Raw genomic sequence first — 18889 nt, 5'->3', positions numbered from 1 at the left:
CTCACCCTTGGTCAAGACCAATCATCGACCCCTCGCCGGCGGCTCGGGGCCGGTGTCGGGGAGCGTTCACAAGGCGTTCGTACGCCGTCATGACCCGGACACAAGCGGCCATGTGCGCGTCATGAGGGACCGGGCGCCCGACGGGACGGCGAAGCCCCCGTCACCCGACGGGGGCTCGAAGGCGCACGCCTAGACGGTGGCCAGCGACCGCAGCTTGTCGGGGTTGCGGATGACGTAGACCGCCTGGATGCGCCCGTCGGCGACGTCCACCTGGAAGACGGAGTCGGGCTCGTCGCCGGAGAGCGCCAGGGCCGCGGGGCCGCCGTTGAGTTCCAGGAAGCGCAGGGACAGGTCCGCGATGCCCTTGCGGGCGGCGCCGAGGAGGAAACGGCCCACCTTGTCGGCGGTCCGCAGCTCCCGCAGCGGGGCCCGCGCCTTGCCGCCGCTGTCGCCGACGAGCCGGACGTCCGGCGCGAGCAGCGCCATCAGTGCCTCCAGGTCGCCGCCTGCCGCGGCGGCCAGGAACCGTTCGGTGAGGTCGCGGCGCTGGGCCGGGTCGACCTCGTAGCGCGGCCGGCGCTCCTCGACGTGCCGGCGGGCGCGGGCGGCGAGCTGGCGGATCGCCGGTTCCCCGCGGTCGAGCATGGCGGCGATCTCGTGGTGGGGGAAGCCGAAGGCCTCCCGCAGCACGAACACCGCGCGCTCCAGCGGCGAGAGCGACTCCAGGACGACGAGGACGGCGAGGGAGACGGAGTCGGCGAGCACGGCCCGCTCCGCGGTGTCCTGCACGGTGTCGCCGAAGTCGGTGACGTACGGCTCGGGCAGCCAGGGGCCGACGTAGGTCTCGCCGCGCGCCTTGATCTGCCGCAGCCGGTCGATGGCCAGACGGGTGGTGACGCGCACCAGGTAGCCGCGTGGTTCGCGCACGTCGCCGCGGTCGGCGCCGGACCAGCGCAGCCAGGCCTCCTGGACCACGTCCTCGGCGTCGGCCACCCGCCCCAGCATGCGGTAGGCCACGCCCAGCAGGACGGGACGGTGCCGTTCGAAGACGTCGGTCGCGGTGTCGGTGGTCACGGCACCATCCCAGCCGACCGGCGCGGCCCTGTCCAGACTCGATCACCGGGGTGCGCCGGGCGTGTCGAAGGGGTTCGTGCCGTCGGCCCTCCGGGGCCCATCCGCCGGCAGCGGTCGCCGGCAGGCCGGCCGTGACGGCAGCCGCCGACGGGGCCGGGCGGCCGGCAGCCGGTGCCCGGGTCCCGGACCGGGGAGGCCGTCGAACGCAGGCGGACGATGCCCCGCGGGTGAGCGGACCGGGCCGACGGCGCGGACGGCGCCGGCCGGGCACCTCACGCCGGTTCCCGCCACGCCGTGGCCGGTTGTTCACTGGCGGTTCGTGTGTGCGCCGCGGCACACCGGTAGGGATGGCACCGCACACCGGCCGGATCACGTCCCTGGAGGCGCAGTCATGTCACACCGTCCCTTTCCCGGCCGCCGCAGCGTCCTGCGCGGCTCGCTCGCCGCGTCCGCGGCCCTGACCCTGCCCGGCGCCCTCGGCGCGGCACCCGCCTTCGCGCTGTCCGGACGTCCCAGAGCCGACTGGGGCGTGCAGACGGGCGACGTGACCTCGAACTCGGGCCTGGTGTGGGTGCGCTCCGACCGTCCGGCCCGGATGATCGTCGAGACGTCGGCCACCGAGTCCTTCCGCGCCCCGCGCCGGTGGCACGGCCCGCTGCTCGGCCCGGACACGGACTTCACCGGCACGACCCGGCTGCGGGGGCTGCCGCCGGGCGAGCAGATCCACTACCGCGTGCTGCTCGCCGACCCGGACGACCCGCGCCGGACCGGCGAACCGGTCGCCGGCACGTTCCGCACGGTGCCGGTCCGGCGGCGCGGCGGCACGCGGTTCGTGTGGTCGGGCGACCTGGCCGGGCAGGGCTGGGGCATCAACCCCGACCTCGGCGGCTACCGCATCTTCGACGCGATGGCGCGGCTGGACCCGGACTTCTTCCTGTTCAGCGGTGACACGATCTACGCCGACGGGCCCATCGCGGCGACCGCCGCCCTGCCCGGCGGCGGCACCTGGCGGAACGTCACCACCGAGGAGAAGTCCAAGGTCGCCGAGACCCTGGCCGAGTTCCGCGGCGCCTTCCGCTACAACCTGCTCGACGCGAACCTGCGCCGGTTCAACGCCCAGGTGCCCTGCGTCGTCCAGTGGGACGACCACGAGGTCCGCAACAACTGGTACCCCGGCCAGGTCATCGCCGACACGGACACCCGCTACACCGAGAAGCGCGTCGACGTCCTGACGGGCCGGGCCCGGCGCGCGTTCGGCGAGTACTTCCCGGTCTCCACGCTGCGCCCGGGGGCGCGGGAGGGCCGGGTGTACCGGGTGCTGCGGCAGGGCCCGCTGCTCGACGTGTTCGTGCTGGACATGCGCACCCACCGCAACCCCAACTCGCCCGGCGTGCAGACCGCCGACCCGCAGGGCATCCTCGGCCGCGAGCAACTGGAGTGGCTCAAGCGCGAACTGGCGCGGTCGCGGGCGGTGTGGAAGGTGATCGCCGCCGACATGCCGCTCGGCCTGGTCGTGCCGGACACACAGGAGGGAAAACCGCACGTCGAGGCCGTGGCGCAGGGCGACCCGGGCGCGCCGCTCGGCCGTGAACTGCAGATCGCCGAGCTGCTGCGGTTCGTCAAGCACCGGCGGATCACCGGCACGGTGTGGCTGACGGCCGACGTGCACCACACCTCGGCCCAGCACTACCAGCCCTCGCGGGCCGCGTTCGGCGACTTCGAGCCGTTCTGGGAGTTCGTCTCCGGACCGCTCAACGCCGGTGCGTTCCCGGCCTCCGCGCTCGACGGCACCTTCGGTCCCGAGCGGGTGTTCGTGAAGGCACCGACCACCGCGAACGTCTCACCCGCCGGCGGCCACCAGTTCTTCGGCGAGGTCGACATCGACGGCGACAGCGGCGAGATGACGGTACGGCTGCGCGAGCAGGACGGAACGGTGTTGTTCACCAAGGTGCTGCAGCCGGGCCTGGTCGGGCAGTGACCCCCCTCGGCCGCGGGGTCCTCCGACCGCGCCTGCCCCGGGCGCGGTCGTCGGGCTCCGGTCGTCCGCTCCGCCGGTGCCGGCGGGGCGCGGCCGGCCCGGCACGGGACGGCCGGGCGCCGGCCCCGGGCCGCCGGTGCGGCGCGGGGTGGTGAAGCCGCTGCGGCCGGCCGAGCCGCTGTGGCCGGCCGAGCCGGCGCGGGCGGCCGCTGCCACGGGGCGGCCACGCCACCGTCCGGGGCGTGCTCCGCCACGCCCCGGACGGTGCTCCTGGCGGCTCCCGGCACCGACGGCGCCGCCACGCCGGCCAGGGGGCCTGGAGGCCAGAGGCGCGGGGGCGCGGGGCGCGGGGGCGCGGGGCGCGAAGGCCCAGAGGCCCGGAGGCGCGGAGACCCAGAGGCGTGGGGGCCTGGGGAGGGCCGGAAGCGCGGGGGCCCGAAGGCCTGGAGGTCTGGAGGCCTGGGGGCGCGGAAGCCGGAGGCGCGGAAGCCCGGGGGCCGGAAGCGCGGGGGCGCGGGAGCCCGGAGGCCCGGAGGCCCGGGGCCCGGGGAGGGCCGGAGGCGCGGAGGCCCGGGGGGGGGCCGGAAGCGCGGGGGCCCGGGGAGGGCCGGAAGCGCGGGGGCCCGGGGGCCCGAAGGCCCGAAGGCCCGGGGCCCGGGGGCCCGGGAGGCCGGAAGCGCGGGGCCTGAGGGCCCGGAAGCGCGGGGGGCCGGAAGCGCGGGGGGCCGGAAGCACGGGGCCCGGGGCCCGGTGGCCTGCCGGGCGTCGTCGCGGAGTGCGCGGCGCGGCGCGGCCGGGGCCGAGGGCGAACCGCCGCATCTGGCACAGAAGGCGGCCCGGCGCGGCTCCTCCCGGCCGGCCGCACGGGCCCGCCGGCCGCGCAGCGCGCCGGCGGAGGGGGTGGCCGCCCGACGCAGGCGTGTGGCAGCCTCGCCCGGCCCCGGCGCCCACCGCCGGCCGGGGACGGCCGATCCGGGCAGGCGGGCCTCCGGCCGGCCCCCGCGCCGCCCACACTCGTAAAAAGGGCAACAAAAGGTCAGAAGTTCGCTTTACCCATCGGTCACAGAGCGTTCGTGATCACGCAACACCGTTCCTTCACAGTGGGTGCATGAGTCGAGACATGTCCGATGTGACGCGCACGGAGAACGGTCGCCGCACCAGCCCCTGGCAGCGGATCGCGACGCCGTTCCACACCTGGTGGACACGGCGCCACGGTCACGCGCCGCCGAGGCTCGATACCGGTGCCCGGCCGCCGTCCGCCGGACGGCAGGCCGGGCCGTCCGCCCCGTCACCCGCGGTCCCCGAGGAGAGGGTGCTGTGGCGGATGCGGACGACGGTGAAGGACGAGCCGGGGTCGCTGGCCGCGCTGTGCACCGCCCTCGCCGAGCGGCGGGTCGACATCCTCAGCCTGCAGACGCACCCGCTGGCCGAGGGCACCGTGGACGAGTTCCTGCTGCGCGCCCCGGGAGGGCTCGGCGCGGCCGAGATCACCGGCGCGGTGTCGCGGGCGGGCGGCACGGACACCTGGATGGAGCGGGCCGACGCCCACGACCTGGTGGACGCGCCGACCCGGGTCCTGGGCCTGGCCGCCCGGACCGCCACGGACGCGGCGGAACTGCCGCTGGCGCTGCGGCAGTTGCTGGGCCGGTGCACGATCCGCTCCCTGCCCGCCGCGCCGGGCCGCGGCGACCGGGCGCCCGCCGGCGGGCCGGTGGAGGGTGCCCTGGAGGACACCGTGATGCGCCTGCGCGCGCCGGAGGGCGGAGTGATCACCGTGGAGCGGCCGTACCTGCCGTTCACGCCGACCGAGTTCGCCCGGGCCCGGGCGCTGGTGGAGCTGGACGCCCGGCTCGGCCCGCGCCTGCCGCGCGGCCGGGACGTGCTGACGCTGCCCGAGGGCAGTGACATCACCGTGCGCCGGGCCGACACCCGTGACGTGCCGGCCGCGCGGGAGATGCACGAGCGGTGCTCCGAGCGGACCCTGAGGCTGCGGTACCACGGGCCGGTGGGCGACGCGGACCGCTATCTGAACCACCTGCTCAGCCCGCGCTTCGGTCGCACGCTCGCCGCGCGGACCGCCTCGAGCCGTCTCGTCGCGCTCGGCCACCTGCTGTGGGACGGCGACGAGACGGAGGTCGCGCTGCTCGTCGAGGACGCCTGGCAGCGGCGCGGCGTCGGCGGCGAACTCCTCGCCCGGCTCGTGGCGATGGCGGCCGAGGCGGGCTGCGAGAGCGTGTACGCCGTGACGCAGGCCTCCAACACCGGCATGGTCGCCGCGATGCGCGGCCTCGGCCTCCCCCTCGACTACCAGATCGAGGAGGGCACCCTGGTGATCACGGCCCGGCTGCGACCGGCTCCCCTCGCCGCGCGGCTGCCGTAGGGCGCCGAGCGGGCCGGACGCGGCCAGGTCACCGGTCAGGGCCCCTCGGACCGGCCCCGGCCCGTCCGGACGGCCCGGCCGGCGCGCCGGGCCGTCCGGTCCTCACCCCCGCGCCGCGGCCGGGGCGGGCCGCTCCCCCAGCGCCCCGTCCAGATCCGCCCACAGGTCCTCGACGTCCTCCAGTCCCACCGACAGCCGCAGCAGCCGGTCGTCGACCCCGGCGCCCCTGCGGTCGCCGGCGTCGACGATGCGGTGGCTGATGGAGGCCGGGTGCTGGATGAGCGTGTCGACGCTGCCGAGGCTCACGGCCGGGGTGATCAGGCGCACCCCGGCGATGACCTCGTGCGGGTCGCCGTGCACCTCGAAGCTGACCATGGCGCCGCCGACGCGGGGGTAGTGCACGCGGGCCACGCGCGGGTCGGCGGCGAGGCGGCGGGCGAGTTCGGCGGCGTTCGCGGAGGCGGCCCGCACCCGCACCGGCAGGGTCGACAGCCCGCGCAGCAGCAGGTAGCCGGCCAGCGGGTGCAGGACACCGCCGGTGGCGAACCGCACCTGCCGCAGCGGTCCCGCGAGCTCCTCGTCGCAGGCCACCACGCCCGCGAGCACGTCGCCGTGCCCGCCCAGGTACTTGGTGGCGCTGTGCAGCACCAGCCGCGCGCCCTGCTCGGCGGGACGCTGCAGCACCGGCGTGGCGAAGGTGTTGTCCACCAGCAGCGGCACGGACCCGCAGGCGTGCGCCACGGCCCGCAGGTCCACCTCGGCGAGCGTCGGGTTGGCCGGGGACTCCACCAGCACCAGCCCGGTGTCCGGGCGCAGCGCGTCCGCGATGCCCGCCGGGTCGGTCCAGGTCACCTCCGAGCCGAGCAGCCCGGCGGTCAGCAGGTGGTCGCTGCACCCGTACAGGGGGCGTACGGCCACCACGTGCCGCAGGCCCGTCGAGCCCCGCACCAGCAGCACGGCGCTCAGCGCGGCCATGCCGCTGGCGAAGGCGACCGCGGCCTCGGTGCCCTCCAGGCGCGCCAGCGCGGTCTCGAAGCGGGCGACGGTCGGGTTCCCCAGCCGCCCGTAGACGGGCGGGCCGTCCGGCTCCGCGCCGGTGGCGGCGAAGGCGTCGATCCGGGCGGCCTCGCCGCGGCTGTCGTGGGAGGGGTAGGTGGTGGACAGGTCGATCGGCGGGGCGTGCAGCCCCTGCCGGGCGAGGTCGTCCCGGCCGGCGTGCACGGCTTCGGTGGCGAGGGCCCTCGCCGCGGTGCGCGGGCGTGCGCCGCCGGCGTCGTCGTGCGACGCGGCCGCGCGCGCCGGGCCTGTGTTCGTGTCCATGCCCAGGTTCATGGCGGAAGAGTGAACACCGGCCGGACCATGGGACCTGATTCCCGTGCTACGTTCGGCCGATGGCCGAATCTGTCGTACTGGATCCGGTGGATCTCCACCTGTTGCGGCTGTTGCAGAACGACGCCCGGACGACCTACCGGGACCTGGCCGCGCAGGTCGGGGTGGCACCGTCGACCTGTCTGGACCGGGTGACCCGGCTGCGCCGCTCGGGCGTGATCCTCGGGCACCGGCTGAAGCTCGATCCGGCCAAACTGGGACGGGGCCTGGAGGCGCTGCTGTCGGTGCAGGTCAGGCCGCACCGCCGGGAACTGGTGGGCCCGTTCGTGGAGCGGATCCGGGCGCTGCCGGAGTCGCGGACCGTCTTCCACCTGACCGGGCCGGACGACTATCTGGTGCACGTCGCGGTGGCCGACATGGCGGACCTGCAGCGGCTGGTCCTGGACGAGTTCACGGCGCGGCGGGAGGTGGCGCGCGTGGAGACCCGGCTGATCTTCCAGCAGTGGGACTGCGGGCCCCTGCTGCCGCCCGCCACGCTCTCGGCGAAACCGGGCCGGGACGGCACCCGGCCCTCCGAACCGGGCTGACGCGGCGACGGTCCGCGTACGAGGATGGTCCGCATGTCACAGACCAACAGCCCGCTGCCCCGCCAGGTCGCCGACGCCTACGTCGACGAGCTCGTCGCCCTCGACCCGATCACCGGTACGTATCTCGGCGTGCAGGAGAGTTCCAGCCGTCTGCCCGACACCTCGCCCGCGGGTCAGCAGGCGCTCGCCGAGCTCCAGCGGGCCACCCTCGCGCGGCTCGACGAGGCCGAGCGCCGGCCCGGCGCGGACAGTGACGTCGAGCGCCGGTGCGCGCGCCTGCTGCGCGAGCGGCTCACCGCGGAGCTCGCCGTGCACGAGGCCGACGAGGGCCTGCGTTCGGTGGGCAACCTGGGCACGATCGCCCACTCGGTGCGCGAGGTGTTCACCGTGACGCCGGCGCAGACGGAGCAGGACTGGGCGGCGATCGCCGAGCGGCTGCGCGCGGTGCCGGCCGCGCTGGCGGGTTATCGCGAGTCGCTCGCCCTCGGCCTGGAGCGCAAGCTGTACGCGGCGCCGCGCCCGACGGCCACGTTCATCGGGCAGCTGGCCGAGTGGTCGGACACCGACGGCTCCGGCCGCGGCTGGTTCGAGGAGTTCGCCGCGGCGGGTCCCGAGGCGCTGCGCGCCGAGCTGGACGAGGCCGCCCGCGGGGCGACCGCGGCCGTGGTGGAGCTGCGGGACTGGATGCGCGAGGTGTACGCGCCGACGGTCGAGGGCGCCCCGAACACGGTGGGCCGGGAGCGCTACGCCCGCTGGGCGCGCTACTTCAACGGCACGGACCTCGACCTGGACGAGGCGTACGCGTACGGCTGGTCCGAGTTCCACCGCATCCTCGGCGAGATGCGGGAGGAGGCCGAGAAGATCCTGCCGGGCGCCGGGACGCCGTGGGCGGCGCTCGCGCACCTCGACGAGCACGGCCGGCACATCGAGGGCGTCGACGAGGTCCGCGCGTGGCTGCAGGGCCTGATGGACCAGGCCATCGACGCGCTCGACGGCACCCACTTCGAACTCGCCGAGCGGGTGCGGCGGGTGGAGTCGCGCATCGCGCCGCCCGGCGGCGCCGCGGCGCCGTACTACACGCCCCCGTCGGAGGACTTCTCCCGCCCGGGCCGCACCTGGCTGCCGACCATGGGCCAGACCCGCTTCCCGGTGTACGACCTGGTCTCCACCTGGTACCACGAGGGCGTGCCCGGCCACCACCTCCAGCTGGCGCAGTGGGTGCACGTGGCCGAGGACCTCTCCCGCTACCAGGCGTCCGTCGGCATGGTCAGCGCCAACGCCGAGGGCTGGGCGCTGTACGCCGAGCGCCTGATGGACGAGCTCGGCTTCCTCACGGACGCGGAGCAGCGGCTGGGCTACCTCGACGCGCAGATGATGCGGGCCGCCCGGGTCATCGTCGACATCGGCATGCACCTGGAGCTGGAGATCCCGTCGGACTCCCCCTTCCACCCCGGTGAGCGCTGGACGCCGGAGCTGGCCCAGGAGTTCTTCGGCGCGCACAGCAGCCGCCCGGCGGACTTCGTGGAGAGCGAGCTGACCCGCTACCTGACCATTCCGGGCCAGGCGATCGGCTACAAGCTCGGCGAGCGGGCCTGGCTGCTGGGCCGGGAGAACGCCCGCAAGCGGCACGGGGACGCCTTCGACCTCAAGGCCTGGCACATGGCGGCGCTGTCGCAGGGGTCGCTGGGCCTGGACGACCTGGTGGACGAGCTGTCGCGGCTGTGAACCGGGTCAACGCCGGAAACCGCCCTCGGAGTCGATCACCTGACCGGTGATCCAGTCCGCCTCGTCCGTCGCGAGCCAGGCGATGAGGCGGGCCGGGTCGTCGGGCATGCCCCACCGCCCGGCGGGGAAGCGCGCGGCGACGGCCTCGTACGCCTCACCGGTCAGGTAGTCCGTGTCGACGGGGCCGGGGTTGACGGTGTTCACCGTGATCGCCTGCTCGGCGAGCGTGGTGGCCAGCGAGCGGGTGATCGAGGCGAGCGCCCCCTTCTGGAGGGCGTAGGCGATCTCGCCGGGCATGCCGCCCGCGATGTCCTGACCGGAGGTCATCATCACCACGCGTCCGCCCGGGGTGCGCGGCGGCAACCCGGCCCGCAGCCGCGCGTAGGCCTGCACCAGCAGCAGCACCGACCGCGTGTCGACCGCCCAGTGCGCGTCGAGCATCGCGGCGTCGATCACGTCCAGCGGGCCGTCGTACCCGCTCAGGGCGTGGTTGGCGACGAGGATGTCGAGCCGGCCGCCGAGCTCCTCGGCGGCCCGGCCGACGAGTGCGGCGGACTCCGCCGGGTCGGCGAGGTCGCCGGGCCCGGCGACGACCCGGGCCCCGGGGTCGCCGAGCGCGGCGCGCACGGAGGCGGTCACCTCCTCGATCCGGTCGGCGCCCCAGGGCATGGCGGCGTCGTGCGGCACGTGGTGGTGCAGGTAGACGCTCGCCCCGTGGGCGGCGAGCCGCCGGGCCACGGCGTGGCCGATGCCGCCGCGCCGGCTGGCACCGGTCACGAGGGCGGTCCGGCCGCGCAGCGGCAGGGGGTCGCGGCGCAGTTCCTCGGGCGTGGGGTGCGGAAGTCGGGGCATAGCTGCCGATGATGGCCGGTCGGCGGGCTCGGCGCACGCGAATATCGCGCACCGCGCCGCGCCGGGTGCCGGCGGACGGCTACGCCGGTCCGTGCACCGGCACGCCGGCGCTCCGGCCGGGGCACGGCGACCGTTCCACGCCATCGCGGGGCACGGCGACCGTTCCACGCCATCGCGGGGCACGGCGACCGTTCCACGCCATCGCGGGGCACGGCGACCGTTCCACACCGTCGTGGGGCACGGCGACCGTTCCACACCGTCGTGGGGCACGGCGACCGTTCCACCTCGTCCCGGGGCACGGCGACCGTTCCACGCCGTGGCGGCCGAGCGGCCCTGTCCGCCCCGCGCCTACCGGTTCGCGAGCCGGCGCACCTGCACGAGTCCCAGCCAGGTCTCCGGGCCGGGCCGCACCTGGGCCGCGCGGACGGCGTACGGGCCGGGCTCCAGGGCGACCCGTACGCGGTCGGCCCGTCCGGAGTCCGTGCCGGGCCAGGCCGCGTCGAACAGCAGCACCGCCCCCGGCACGTCCCAGCGCACCTCCGGCTCCCACTGCGCGGTGCGCAGTGCCGCCGGGACGCTGTCCAGCAGTTCGTCCTCGGCGTTCCCGGCGCACCACCGGACGAAGGCGCCGTGGTCGGGCAGGTAGGCGGTCGCGGCGGGTTCGTCGCCCAGGACGAGGGCGGTGGAGTCGCCGACCGGAAGGAGGCCGACGTGTCCGTCGACCTCGCAGGCCCGGTCGTAGTCCGAGGCCGTCTCCTCGCCGTCGGCGCCCGTCCAGAACGGCAGCACCGCCTCCGGCACCGCTATGAGCGGCCCGCCGCCCGACTCGACCCACTCCACCGCGCCCGGTTCCGCGTATCGCACCATGCGGCAGAAGCTACCGGGACACCGCCGCGCGCCGCGCCGGGGGGTCAGCAGCCGCAGTCCCCGGCACCGGCCGGCGCCGTCAACGGGTCGGCGGCGCGGCGCTCCTGCCCCTGCCCGGTCTCGAACGCGAGGCCCTCGCGCACCCAGTACTCGAAGCCGCCGAGCATCTCCTTGACCCGGTGGCCGAGTTCGGCGAGGGCCAGGGCGGCGCGGGCGGCGCCGTTGCAGCCGGGGCCCCAGCAGTACGTCACGACCGGCACGGACCGGTCGAGGAGCCGTCCGGCCCGCTCGGGGACGAGCGCGGTCGGCAGGTGGACGGCGCCGGGGACGTGGCCCTGGTCCCAGGCCTCGGTGGAGCGGCAGTCCACGACGACGAAGCCGGGGTCGCCGCCGGCCGCGAGCGCGGCGGCCACGTCGGAGACGTCCGTGTGGAAGGCGAGGCTCGCGCGGAAGTACGCGGCCGCCTCGGCGGGGGCCGCCGGGGCGGCGCGCAGCACGGGGCCGGCCGCGGCCGGGGCGGAGGAGGCGGCGGAGGGGGCGGTGGTCATCGTCCGGCCTTTCGTCGGCGGATCCCAGGGGTTCTCCGGTGCCGTCCGACGCCTTGGAGCGCGCGGTCACCGATGCCCTGAAATCTACGGACGGCGGTCCCCCGGCTGAAGGGCCGATCCCCGGCCCGGTGCTTGATCGGCCGGGATTCCCCTGCTATCCCTCATGGATGACCGCGTATTCCCCGGACGCCACCGACTGGCGCATCCTCGACGTCCTCCAGCGGGAGGGCCGGGCCAGTTTCGCCGAGCTGGCCCGTGCCGTCTCCATGTCCGCGAGCGCGGTCACCGAGCGGGTGCGCCGCATGGAGGAGGCCGGGGTCATCCAGGGCTACGCGGCGGTCGTCGACCCGGAACGGCTCGGCCTGCCGGTCCTCGCCTTCGTCCGTCTGCGCTACCCCAACGGCCACTACAAGCCGTTCCACGACCTGGTCGCCGCGACGCCCGAGATCCTCGAGGCGCACCACGTCACGGGCGACGACTGTTTCGTCATCAAGGTCGCGGTCCGCTCGATGCGGCACCTGGAGGAGGTGTCCGGGAAGATCGGGGCGCTGGGTTCCGTGACCACGAGCGTCGTCTACTCCTCCCCCCTGCCCCGGCGCCCGCTCGGCCGCTGACCCCGGCCGCCGTTCCCGCACGACCGGCCGCCGTCCCCCGCACGACCGGCCCCGCCCCGGCGGCGTCAGCCGGCCCCGCGCTGCCGCAGCACCGACCCCGACCGTCCCTTCACGACCTCCAGCTGTGCGTGGATCCGCCGCCGCAGGTCGGGGACGTGGCTGACGATGCCCACGCTGCGGTCGCGTTCGCGCAGGGAGTCGAGCACGTCGAGGACCTCGTCGAGGGTCTGGTCGTCGAGGCTGCCGAAGCCTTCGTCGATGAAGAGCGTGTCCAGCCGGACCCCGCCCGCCTCGTCCGTGACGACGTCCGCGAGACCCAGGGCGAGGGCGAGCGAGGCGAAGAAAGTCTCGCCGCCCGACAGGGTCGCCGTGTCGCGCTCCCGGCCGGTCCACGCGTCGACGACGTGCAGCCCGAGGCCGCTGCGGCCGCGCCCGGTGCGGTCGTCGGAGTGGACGAGGGTGTAGCGGCCGGACGACATGCGCTGCAGCCGTACGGTCGCGGCGGCGGCCACCTGTTCGAGGCGGGCCGCCAGCACGTAGGACTCCAGGCGCATCCGGCGTTCGTTGTCCGCGGAGGTGCCCGCGGCCAGACCCGCCATGCGGGCCACGCGGTCGTACTCCTCCCGCAGCGGTGCCAGGCGCCGCGCCGAGGCGGCGGCCCGCGCGGACAGCCGGTCCAGTTCGGCGCAGCGCCGGGCGGCCGCGTCGTGCGCGGAGGCCGCCTCGCGCACCCGCTGTTCGGCCGCGGCGGCGGCCCGCTGCGCCGCCGCGAGGTCGGCGGGCGGCTGCCGGGCGGCGGCCGCGGTGTCGGGCTCGGCGAGGACGGCGCGGACGGCGGCCTCCTCGTTCTGCCAGGCGTCCAGCCGCCGTTGGAGCTCTTGGTGGGCGGCGGCGTCGAGGAGGGCGTCGGCCGCGGCCTGCGGGGTGTCGAAGCCGGCCCGGAAGGCGGCGTCGGCGAGCCGGGCGTCGGCGTCCTTGAGGCGCCGGGCGCTGTCCTCGGCGACGCGGGCGGCCTCGGCGGCGTCGGTGAGCAGCGCGGCCCGCTGCTCCAGCTGCGCGGCGCGCGCGGCGACGCTCCCGGCGTCGCCGCGGGCCCGGGCCAGCTCCTCCTGGAGGGCGGCGCTCTCGCGGTCCAGCCGCTCGCGGTGGCCCACGCGGGAGGCGGCCCGCACGGCGGCCTGCTGCCGGGCGGCGATCCGCCGCTCGTACTCGTGCTCGGCCTGCCGCAGCTCCTCGTGCGCGGCGTGCAGCGCGGAGGCCGCGCCGCGGGCCTGCGCGTACTGCCGTTCCAGTTCCTCCACCTCGCGGGCGAGCCGCCCGGTGGGCGTGTCCCCGGCCTCGGCGGTGGCGGCGGCCAGCGCCTCGCGTGCGGTGGCGAGGCGCCGCTCGTCCTCGGCGAGCTGTTCCTCGGCACGCTGGTGGGCGGCCAGGGCGCGCTCCTCGGCCGCGCGGTCGACGTGCCCGGCCACCTTGCGGGCGGGGGCGGGGTGCTCGGTGGCGCCGCAGACGGCGCACGGCGCGCCGTCGGTGAGGTTCGCGGCGAGTTCGGCGGCGATGCCGTTCAGGCGCTGTTCCTTGAGGTCGAGCCAGTGCCGTTTGGCCTCCAGCGCCTGTTCGCGCGCGAGGCGGGCCCGTTCGGCGGCCTGCTCGGTGTCCTCGGCCAGCTGGTCGCGCAGCCGGGCGGCCCCGAGCCGCTTCCGCGCGGGTTCGCGCTGGACGGCGAGCTGCTCGGCCCGGGCGGCGGCCTCCTGGGCCGACTCGATACGGGCCTGGAGCCCGGCACGGGTCTCCTCCCATCCGGCGAGCCAGTTCCCGGCCTCGGCCAGGGCGTCCTCGTCGGCGCGCTCCTGACGGTCCAGGTCGGCGCGCTCGGCGGCGAGGTCGGCCAGTCGCCGCTCGGCGCGGCGGGCCGACTCCAGTCCGCCCAGTTCCTCGGCGACGCGGCGGGCGGCGGAGGCGAGGCCGGCCGCGCCCGCGTCCGCGAAGGCGTCCGGCAGCAGGGCCCGCGCGCGTGCCTCGGCGGCGGCCGCCCGCCGGTGCTCGGCCTCGGCGGTCTCCCGCAGGTCCAGGGCGGGCGCGACCGCTTCGGCCCTGCGGGCCCGCTCCATGCGCGCCTGCGCCTCCCGGTGGGCCTCGGCACGCGAGCGGAGCAGCCCGGCCCGCTCCTGCGCCTCGGCGAACCGCCGCTGCAGCCGGTCCAGTTCGCGCACCTCGCCGAGGGCGCGGTCGGCGGCGGCCCGGGCGGACTCGGCGGCGGCGAGGCGGCAGTGGGCGACGGCGAGCTGCTCCCGCGCGGTGCTGCGGGCGATCGCGGCGGCGCTCAGGACGGCCTCGGCGAGGCCCGGCTCGCCCGGGGACAGCCCGGGCAGCTCCATGGTGTCGCCGGCGGCCTGCTGCATGCGGTGCGCGTCGGCCAGCAGGGCGGCATCCCCGTCCCGCACCCGGGCCTCGGTGCCGCGCCGCCGCTCGGCGAGGCGCTTTTCGACCTCGGCGAAGCGGCGCGTGTCGAACAGCCGGCCCAGCAGCCTGCCGCGCGCCTCGGCGTCGGCGCGCAGGAACCGCGCGAAGTCGCCCTGGGGCAGCAGCACGACCTGGCAGAACTGCTCCCGGCTCATGCCGAGCAGCTGGGCGACCTCCTCGCCGATCTCCTGGTGCGAGCGGCTGAGGTCCTTCCAGGCGGCGGCCGTGGCGTCGTACTCGCGCAGCCAGGTCTGGGCCTTGTCGACCGTCGTGCCCGTACCGCGCAGCTTCGGACGCTCCCAGGGCGGCTGGCGGGTGATCTCCAGCCGGCGTCCGGCGAGGGTGAGTTCGAGCGTCACCTGGGTGCGCGTGCCGGGCTGCGCGTGGTCGCTGCGCAGGGGCGCGCCCTGCCTGGCCCCGGGTACCGAGCCGTACAGGGCGTAGCAGACGGCGTCGAGGACGGAGGTCTTGCCCGCGCCGGTGGGTCCGTGCAGCAGGAAGAGCCCGGCCGCCGACAGGGCGTCGAAGTCGACGCTCTGGGACCCGCCGAAGGGACCGAAGGCGGTGATGTCCAGCCGGTGCAGCCTCACCGGGTCTCCCCCTCGTCCTCGGTGCGCGCGGCCGCCGCGCTGCCGTGCGGCGTCACCGCGCCGGCTCCCGCACGGCCTCGTCCGCGCGCACGGCGTCGAACGCCTCCCGCAGCACGGCCTGTTCGCGCTCGTCGGGTCCGGCGCCGCGCACGTGGGCGACGAAGTCCTCCGCGATCTGCTGGTCGCTGCGGCCGGCCAGGCGCCGGGCGTACGACACCTCGGGCTCGTCCGGTGGCCGCTCGGGGTCGAAGACGAGGCTGAGCGTGTGCGGGAAGCGCTCGGTGAGCCGGGCCATGGGGTCGGCGGGGCGGACCGGGTCGGTGAGCGTCGCCTCGACCCACGCCTCCTCGTGCCGTGCCAGCGCGGGGTCGGCCAGCAGTTCCTCGAGCGTCCCCCGGATCCGGGCCAGCGCGCGCGGGACCGGGCAGTCGACGCGTTCGGCGCGCACGGAACCGTCGGCGTCGAGGTCGACGAGCCACATGCTCTTGCGGTGCCCGGCCTCCGAGAAGGAGTAGGGCAGCGGGGAGCCGGAGTAGCGGACGCGCTCGGTGATGGTCTGGCAGCCGTGCAGATGCCCGAGCGCCACGTAGTCGACGCCGTCGAACACCCCGGCGGGCACGGCGGCCACCCCGCCGACGGTGATGTCCCGTTCGCTGTCGCTGGGCTCGCCGCCGGTGACGAAGGCGTGCGCGAGGACGACGGAGCGGGTGCCCGGCGCGCGCGTGGCGAGGTCGGCGCGGACCCGGTCCATGGCGGCGGCGAGCACGGCCTCGTGCCCCGCCTTCGCCACGCCGAACTCGTCCTTCACGAGGGCGGGTTCGAGATAGGGCAGGCCGTAGAAGGCCACGTCGCCGTGCGCGTCGGACAGCACCACGGGCGTACCGCACGCCGACGGGTCGGTCCGCAGGTGGACGCCGGCGCGCCCGATGAGCCCGGCGCCGACGCCGAGGCGGCGGGCCGAGTCGTGGTTCCCGGAGATCATCACCGTCGGCACGCCGAGGCCGGCGAGCCGGTGCAGGGCCTCGTCGAACAGCTCGACCGCGGCGAGCGGCGGCACCGCCCGGTCGTACACGTCTCCCGACACGACCACCGCGTCCACCGCGCGCTCCCGCACGGTCGTGACGAGGTGGCCGACGAACTCGGCCTGGGCACCGAGCATGCCGACCCGGTGGAACGGCCGGCCCAGATGCCAGTCGGAGGTGTGCAGCAGTCGCATGATCCCCGAGAGTAACGGGCGGGTCCGGCGCCTCGGGCGGTTACTCCCGTATCGACCGTCACGACCCTTGCGCCGTATGCCCGTTATATCTGCTTCACCCCTCTTGCCCTGCGGATGGTCAGGCGTTCCCGTACGCCTCCCCGCCCAGTTCGAGCCGGGCCGTCCCGGCCGTGGCGTCCGCGAGCCACGCGCGAAAGGCGTCCACGTCGGCGTCCGGCAGGCCGATCTCGATGGTCACCGCCTCGCCGTAGCGCACGTCCCGCACCTCGCGCCCGGTGGCGCGCAGGTCGTTCTGCACCTTGCCCGCGCGCTGGTGGTCGACGGTGACCGCGGCCAGCCGGAAGCGCCGCCGGGTGATCGTGCCGAGGGCGTCCAGGGCCTCGCCGACCGCGCCCCCGTAGGCCCGGATGAGACCGCCCGCGCCGAGTTTCACCCCGCCGTAGTAGCGGGTGACGACGGCGACGACGTACCGCATGTCCCGGCGCAGCAGCATCTGGAGCATGGGGACGCCCGCGGTGCCGCCGGGTTCGCCGTCGTCGCTGGCCTTCTGCACGGCGGCGTCGACGCCGATGACGTACGCCCAGCAGTTGTGGGTGGCGTCCGCGTGCTCCTTGCGCACCCGCGCGATGAAGTCCTGCGCCTCCCGCTCCGTGGCCGCCGGGGCGAGCGCGCACAGGAAGCGGGAGCGGTTGACCTCGGTCTCGTGCACGCCCGCGCGGGCGACGGTGCGGTACTCGTCCTGCATCCGGCCAGCCTATGCGGCCCTGCGGACCTCTAGGCCCTGTCGTCGAACTCCCGCCTGCCCCGGGGGACGGTCACGGACGTCAGCAGTGCCGTGCCGGGGGTGAGGTCCCGCCAGTCCGCGCCGCGCCAGGACAGCACGGCTAGGGCCGCCGTCGGGAACTTCGCGCGGACCCGTTCCAGCGTGCCGTCGAGGCCGTCCCCGGCGAGCTCCAGGACCAGGTCCTCCAGAGCGGGATTGTGCCCGACGAGCAGCAGGGTGCCGACCTCGGCGGACGCCTCGTGGACGACGGCCAGCAGGCCGTCGGCGCCGGCGGCGTACAGGCGCGGTTCGAGGCGGACCGGCGGGGGTGTGCCCCACTGGGCGGCGACCAGCTCCCAGGTCCGGCGCGCGCGTACGGCGGTGGAGCACAGCGCGAGGTCGGGCAGGCAGTCGGCCGCGGCGAGCGCGCGGCCGGCCGCGGGGGCGTCCCGCAGTCCGCGCGGGGCGAGGGGGCGTTCGTGGTCGGCGACGCCCTCGGGCCAGGCCGACTTGGCGTGCCGCAGGAGGACCAGCCGGCGCAGCGGGCCCGCTCCCGCGCGCTCGATCACGCCGGGGATCCCAGGTCGCGGGCGAGGTCGAGGCCGAGGAACCGGTCGGCGTAGGCGTACGTCTCGAAGCGGGCGCCCTCCGGCAGGTCCGCGTCGGTCTCCACCCGGTGCAGGACGCGGAGCACCCCGGGTGCGTCCAGGTCGTCCTCCCAGGCGCCGCGGAGCCGTCCGCGCACCTCGCCGGGGACCGGACGCGAGGGGTGGCGGGCCCAGGCGGCCACCGCGCGGCGCCAGCGCGCGAGGGTGGCGCCGGCGTCCTCCAGGGCGGCCGCGTCGAGCCGCGCCGGTGTGTTCCGGCGCCGGGCCAGGAGCGCCAGGCGCAGGACGGCGGGATCGGCCGCGTCGGGCGTGCCCGGTTCCCCCGGTCCGGGGGAGGCGAGGGGCGCGACGGCGACCCGGACGCCGTCGGGTGCCGCGCCGCCCTCCTCCACGACGTGGACGGCCTGGGCCTCGCCCGGCCCGGCGGCGTCCCGGCCGTCCTCGAAGGGCCGCATCCCGAGGGCCGCGGCCTGCGCCCGCAGCTGCGGCGTCCCGTGCCCGCCGGTGAGCAGGGCCCGTACCGGGGTGCCGCCGAGGTCCAGCGCGCGCACGAGCAGGTCGGCGACGAGCAGCACCCGCAGACTCGTGGGGCCGGCCCCGCGCGCGTGCGCCTGGACACGCGTCAGGCCCCGGCGGGCGGGGGCGGCCTCGACGAGTTCGCCGGTTCGGGCGTCGGTGATGCGCAGCACGAGGTGAGCGTAGGCGGGCGGGCGGCCTCGCGCGAGGCGGGCCGGCCCCTTTCCGGGGGCCGTGCCGGGTCCGCGCCCCGTCCGCCGTGCCGCGCGAGGGGCACCGGCGGGAATCACCGCGCGCCCCGCGTCGTTGCCGGGACGACAGCCCTTCCCACCCCCCGAGGAGACCGACGGTGTACGGCGACGAGGCAACGGTCCGCAAGATCCTCACCGAGCTCGGCGACACCTGGGCCGTGGTGGGCCTGTCGTCGAACCAGCGGCGGGCGGCGTACGGCGTCGCCGGCGTGCTGCAGCGCTACGGCAAGCGCATCGTGCCCGTGCACCCCAAGGCCGAGACGGTGCACGGCGAGCGGGGGTACGCGGCCCTCGCGGACATCCCGTTCGAGGTGGACGTCGTCGACGTGTTCGTGAACGGCGACCTCGCCGGGGCGGTCGCGGACGAGGCGGTCGCCCGGGGCGCCAAGGCGGTGTGGTTCCAGCTCGGCGTCGTCGACCCGGCCGCGTACGAGCGGACCCGCGCGGCGGGCCTGGAGATGGTGATGGACCGCTGTCCCGCGATCGAGATCCCCCGGCTCGGCTAGCGCTTCGGCCGAGGAGGTCCACCGT

Annotated in this window: 16 protein-coding genes; 6 read left to right on the top strand and 10 right to left on the bottom strand. The window is 76.5% G+C overall.

Annotation, left to right across the window (positions count from 1 at the left end; genetic code table 11):
* Positions 1-189: 189 nt before the first annotated feature.
* On the bottom strand, positions 190-1074 hold the full coding sequence (locus AB0L29_RS16285) for an RNA polymerase sigma-70 factor (protein WP_365827554.1): 885 nt from the start codon (positions 1072-1074) through the stop codon (positions 190-192).
* A gap of 391 nt (positions 1075-1465) precedes the next feature.
* Between AB0L29_RS16285 and AB0L29_RS16280 the strand changes: the two genes are divergently transcribed.
* A complete protein-coding gene (locus AB0L29_RS16280) occupies positions 1466-3052 on the top strand; it encodes an alkaline phosphatase D family protein (protein WP_365827552.1) in 1587 nt (528 codons plus the stop codon).
* Positions 3053-4160: 1108 nt separating this feature from the next.
* Positions 4161-5432 carry a GNAT family N-acetyltransferase gene (locus AB0L29_RS16275; RefSeq protein WP_365827550.1) on the top strand — a complete coding sequence of 424 codons (1272 nt, stop codon included), beginning with the start codon at positions 4161-4163 and terminating at the stop codon, positions 5430-5432.
* 102 nt (positions 5433-5534) lie between these two features.
* Here the strand turns inward: AB0L29_RS16275 and AB0L29_RS16270 are convergent, their stop codons facing one another.
* Positions 5535-6752 carry a PLP-dependent transferase gene (locus AB0L29_RS16270; RefSeq protein WP_365827548.1) on the bottom strand — a complete coding sequence of 406 codons (1218 nt, stop codon included), beginning with the start codon at positions 6750-6752 and terminating at the stop codon, positions 5535-5537.
* 71 nt (positions 6753-6823) lie between these two features.
* Here AB0L29_RS16270 and AB0L29_RS16265 point away from each other — a divergent pair, with 71 nt between their 5' ends.
* Both AB0L29_RS16265 and AB0L29_RS16260 read left to right on the top strand, forming a co-directional pair.
* Entirely contained in the window at positions 6824-7348 is a 525-nt protein-coding gene (locus AB0L29_RS16265) for an Lrp/AsnC family transcriptional regulator (RefSeq protein WP_365827546.1), read from the top strand.
* A gap of 33 nt (positions 7349-7381) precedes the next feature.
* Positions 7382-9073 (top strand): DUF885 domain-containing protein, encoded by a 1692-nt coding sequence (locus AB0L29_RS16260; protein WP_365827544.1) that lies wholly within the window; start codon positions 7382-7384, stop codon positions 9071-9073.
* Between the two features lie 6 nt (positions 9074-9079).
* On the opposite strand, the gene AB0L29_RS16255 is transcribed toward AB0L29_RS16260, so the two are convergent.
* The 3 genes from AB0L29_RS16255 to AB0L29_RS16245 all read right to left on the bottom strand — a co-directional run bounded on the left by AB0L29_RS16255 (position 9080) and on the right by AB0L29_RS16245 (position 11340).
* Complete coding sequence (locus AB0L29_RS16255; RefSeq protein ID WP_365827542.1) at positions 9080-9925, bottom strand: SDR family oxidoreductase; 846 nt, start codon at positions 9923-9925, stop codon at positions 9080-9082.
* Positions 9926-10273: 348 nt separating this feature from the next.
* Positions 10274-10792, bottom strand: a complete 519-nt coding sequence (locus AB0L29_RS16250; protein WP_365827540.1) for an immunity 21 family protein — start codon at positions 10790-10792, stop codon at positions 10274-10276.
* 44 nt (positions 10793-10836) lie between these two features.
* Positions 10837-11340 (bottom strand): rhodanese-like domain-containing protein, encoded by a 504-nt coding sequence (locus AB0L29_RS16245; RefSeq protein ID WP_365827539.1) that lies wholly within the window; start codon positions 11338-11340, stop codon positions 10837-10839.
* Between the two features lie 167 nt (positions 11341-11507).
* On the opposite strand from AB0L29_RS16245, the gene AB0L29_RS16240 reads away from it, so the two are divergent.
* Entirely contained in the window at positions 11508-11954 is a 447-nt protein-coding gene (locus tag AB0L29_RS16240; protein WP_365827537.1) for an Lrp/AsnC family transcriptional regulator, read from the top strand.
* A 65-nt stretch (positions 11955-12019) separates the two neighbouring features.
* Here AB0L29_RS16240 and AB0L29_RS16235 read toward each other — a convergent pair whose 3' ends face one another.
* The 5 genes from AB0L29_RS16235 to AB0L29_RS16215 form a co-directional block, all read right to left on the bottom strand.
* Positions 12020-15004 carry an SMC family ATPase gene (locus AB0L29_RS16235; protein WP_365827535.1) on the bottom strand — a complete coding sequence of 995 codons (2985 nt, stop codon included), beginning with the start codon at positions 15002-15004 and terminating at the stop codon, positions 12020-12022.
* Between the two features lie 52 nt (positions 15005-15056).
* Positions 15057-16220 carry an exonuclease SbcCD subunit D gene (locus AB0L29_RS16230; RefSeq protein WP_365827533.1) on the bottom strand — a complete coding sequence of 388 codons (1164 nt, stop codon included), beginning with the start codon at positions 16218-16220 and terminating at the stop codon, positions 15057-15059.
* A 118-nt stretch (positions 16221-16338) separates the two neighbouring features.
* The gene (locus tag AB0L29_RS16225) at positions 16339-16965 is read right to left on the bottom strand and encodes a YigZ family protein (protein ID WP_365827531.1); all 627 of its coding nucleotides are present in this window, start codon (positions 16963-16965) and stop codon (positions 16339-16341) included.
* A gap of 29 nt (positions 16966-16994) precedes the next feature.
* Complete coding sequence (locus AB0L29_RS16220) at positions 16995-17552, bottom strand: histidine phosphatase family protein (protein WP_365827529.1); 558 nt, start codon at positions 17550-17552, stop codon at positions 16995-16997.
* A complete protein-coding gene (locus AB0L29_RS16215; protein WP_365827527.1) occupies positions 17549-18280 on the bottom strand; it encodes a hypothetical protein in 732 nt (243 codons plus the stop codon). Before AB0L29_RS16215 ends, AB0L29_RS16220 begins: the two co-directional genes overlap by 4 nt.
* A 176-nt stretch (positions 18281-18456) precedes the next feature.
* Between AB0L29_RS16215 and AB0L29_RS16210 the strand changes: the two genes are divergently transcribed.
* Positions 18457-18864: a CoA-binding protein gene (locus tag AB0L29_RS16210; RefSeq protein WP_365827525.1), complete on the top strand. Its 408-nt coding sequence runs from the start codon at positions 18457-18459 to the stop codon at positions 18862-18864.
* Positions 18865-18889: the final 25 nt, after the last annotated feature.

Origin of the sequence: Streptomyces sp. NPDC052701 (assembly GCF_040678355.1) — a bacterium.
Lineage (GTDB): Bacteria > Actinomycetota > Actinomycetes > Streptomycetales > Streptomycetaceae > Streptomyces.
Note: the sequence above shows the minus strand (reverse complement) of the source record. Positions and strands in the feature narration are given on the sequence as shown.

Bases quoted from the DNA above. Each gene is read 5' to 3' on its own strand.
- AB0L29_RS16250 (WP_365827540.1), bottom strand. From the start codon at position 10,792: ATGGTGCGATACGCGGAACCGGGCGCGGTGGAGTGGGTCGAGTCGGGC.
- AB0L29_RS16270 (WP_365827548.1), bottom strand. From the start codon at position 6,752: ATGGACACGAACACAGGCCCGGCGCGCGCGGCCGCGTCGCACGACGAC.
- AB0L29_RS16260 (WP_365827544.1), top strand. From the start codon at position 7,382: ATGTCACAGACCAACAGCCCGCTGCCCCGCCAGGTCGCCGACGCCTAC.
- AB0L29_RS16230 (WP_365827533.1), bottom strand. From the start codon at position 16,220: ATGCGACTGCTGCACACCTCCGACTGGCATCTGGGCCGGCCGTTCCAC.
- AB0L29_RS16225 (WP_365827531.1), bottom strand. From the start codon at position 16,965: ATGCAGGACGAGTACCGCACCGTCGCCCGCGCGGGCGTGCACGAGACC.
- AB0L29_RS16265 (WP_365827546.1), top strand. From the start codon at position 6,824: ATGGCCGAATCTGTCGTACTGGATCCGGTGGATCTCCACCTGTTGCGG.
- AB0L29_RS16280 (WP_365827552.1), top strand. From the start codon at position 1,466: ATGTCACACCGTCCCTTTCCCGGCCGCCGCAGCGTCCTGCGCGGCTCG.
- AB0L29_RS16240 (WP_365827537.1), top strand. From the start codon at position 11,508: ATGACCGCGTATTCCCCGGACGCCACCGACTGGCGCATCCTCGACGTC.
- AB0L29_RS16245 (WP_365827539.1), bottom strand. From the start codon at position 11,340: ATGACCACCGCCCCCTCCGCCGCCTCCTCCGCCCCGGCCGCGGCCGGC.
- AB0L29_RS16275 (WP_365827550.1), top strand. From the start codon at position 4,161: ATGAGTCGAGACATGTCCGATGTGACGCGCACGGAGAACGGTCGCCGC.
- AB0L29_RS16255 (WP_365827542.1), bottom strand. From the start codon at position 9,925: ATGCCCCGACTTCCGCACCCCACGCCCGAGGAACTGCGCCGCGACCCC.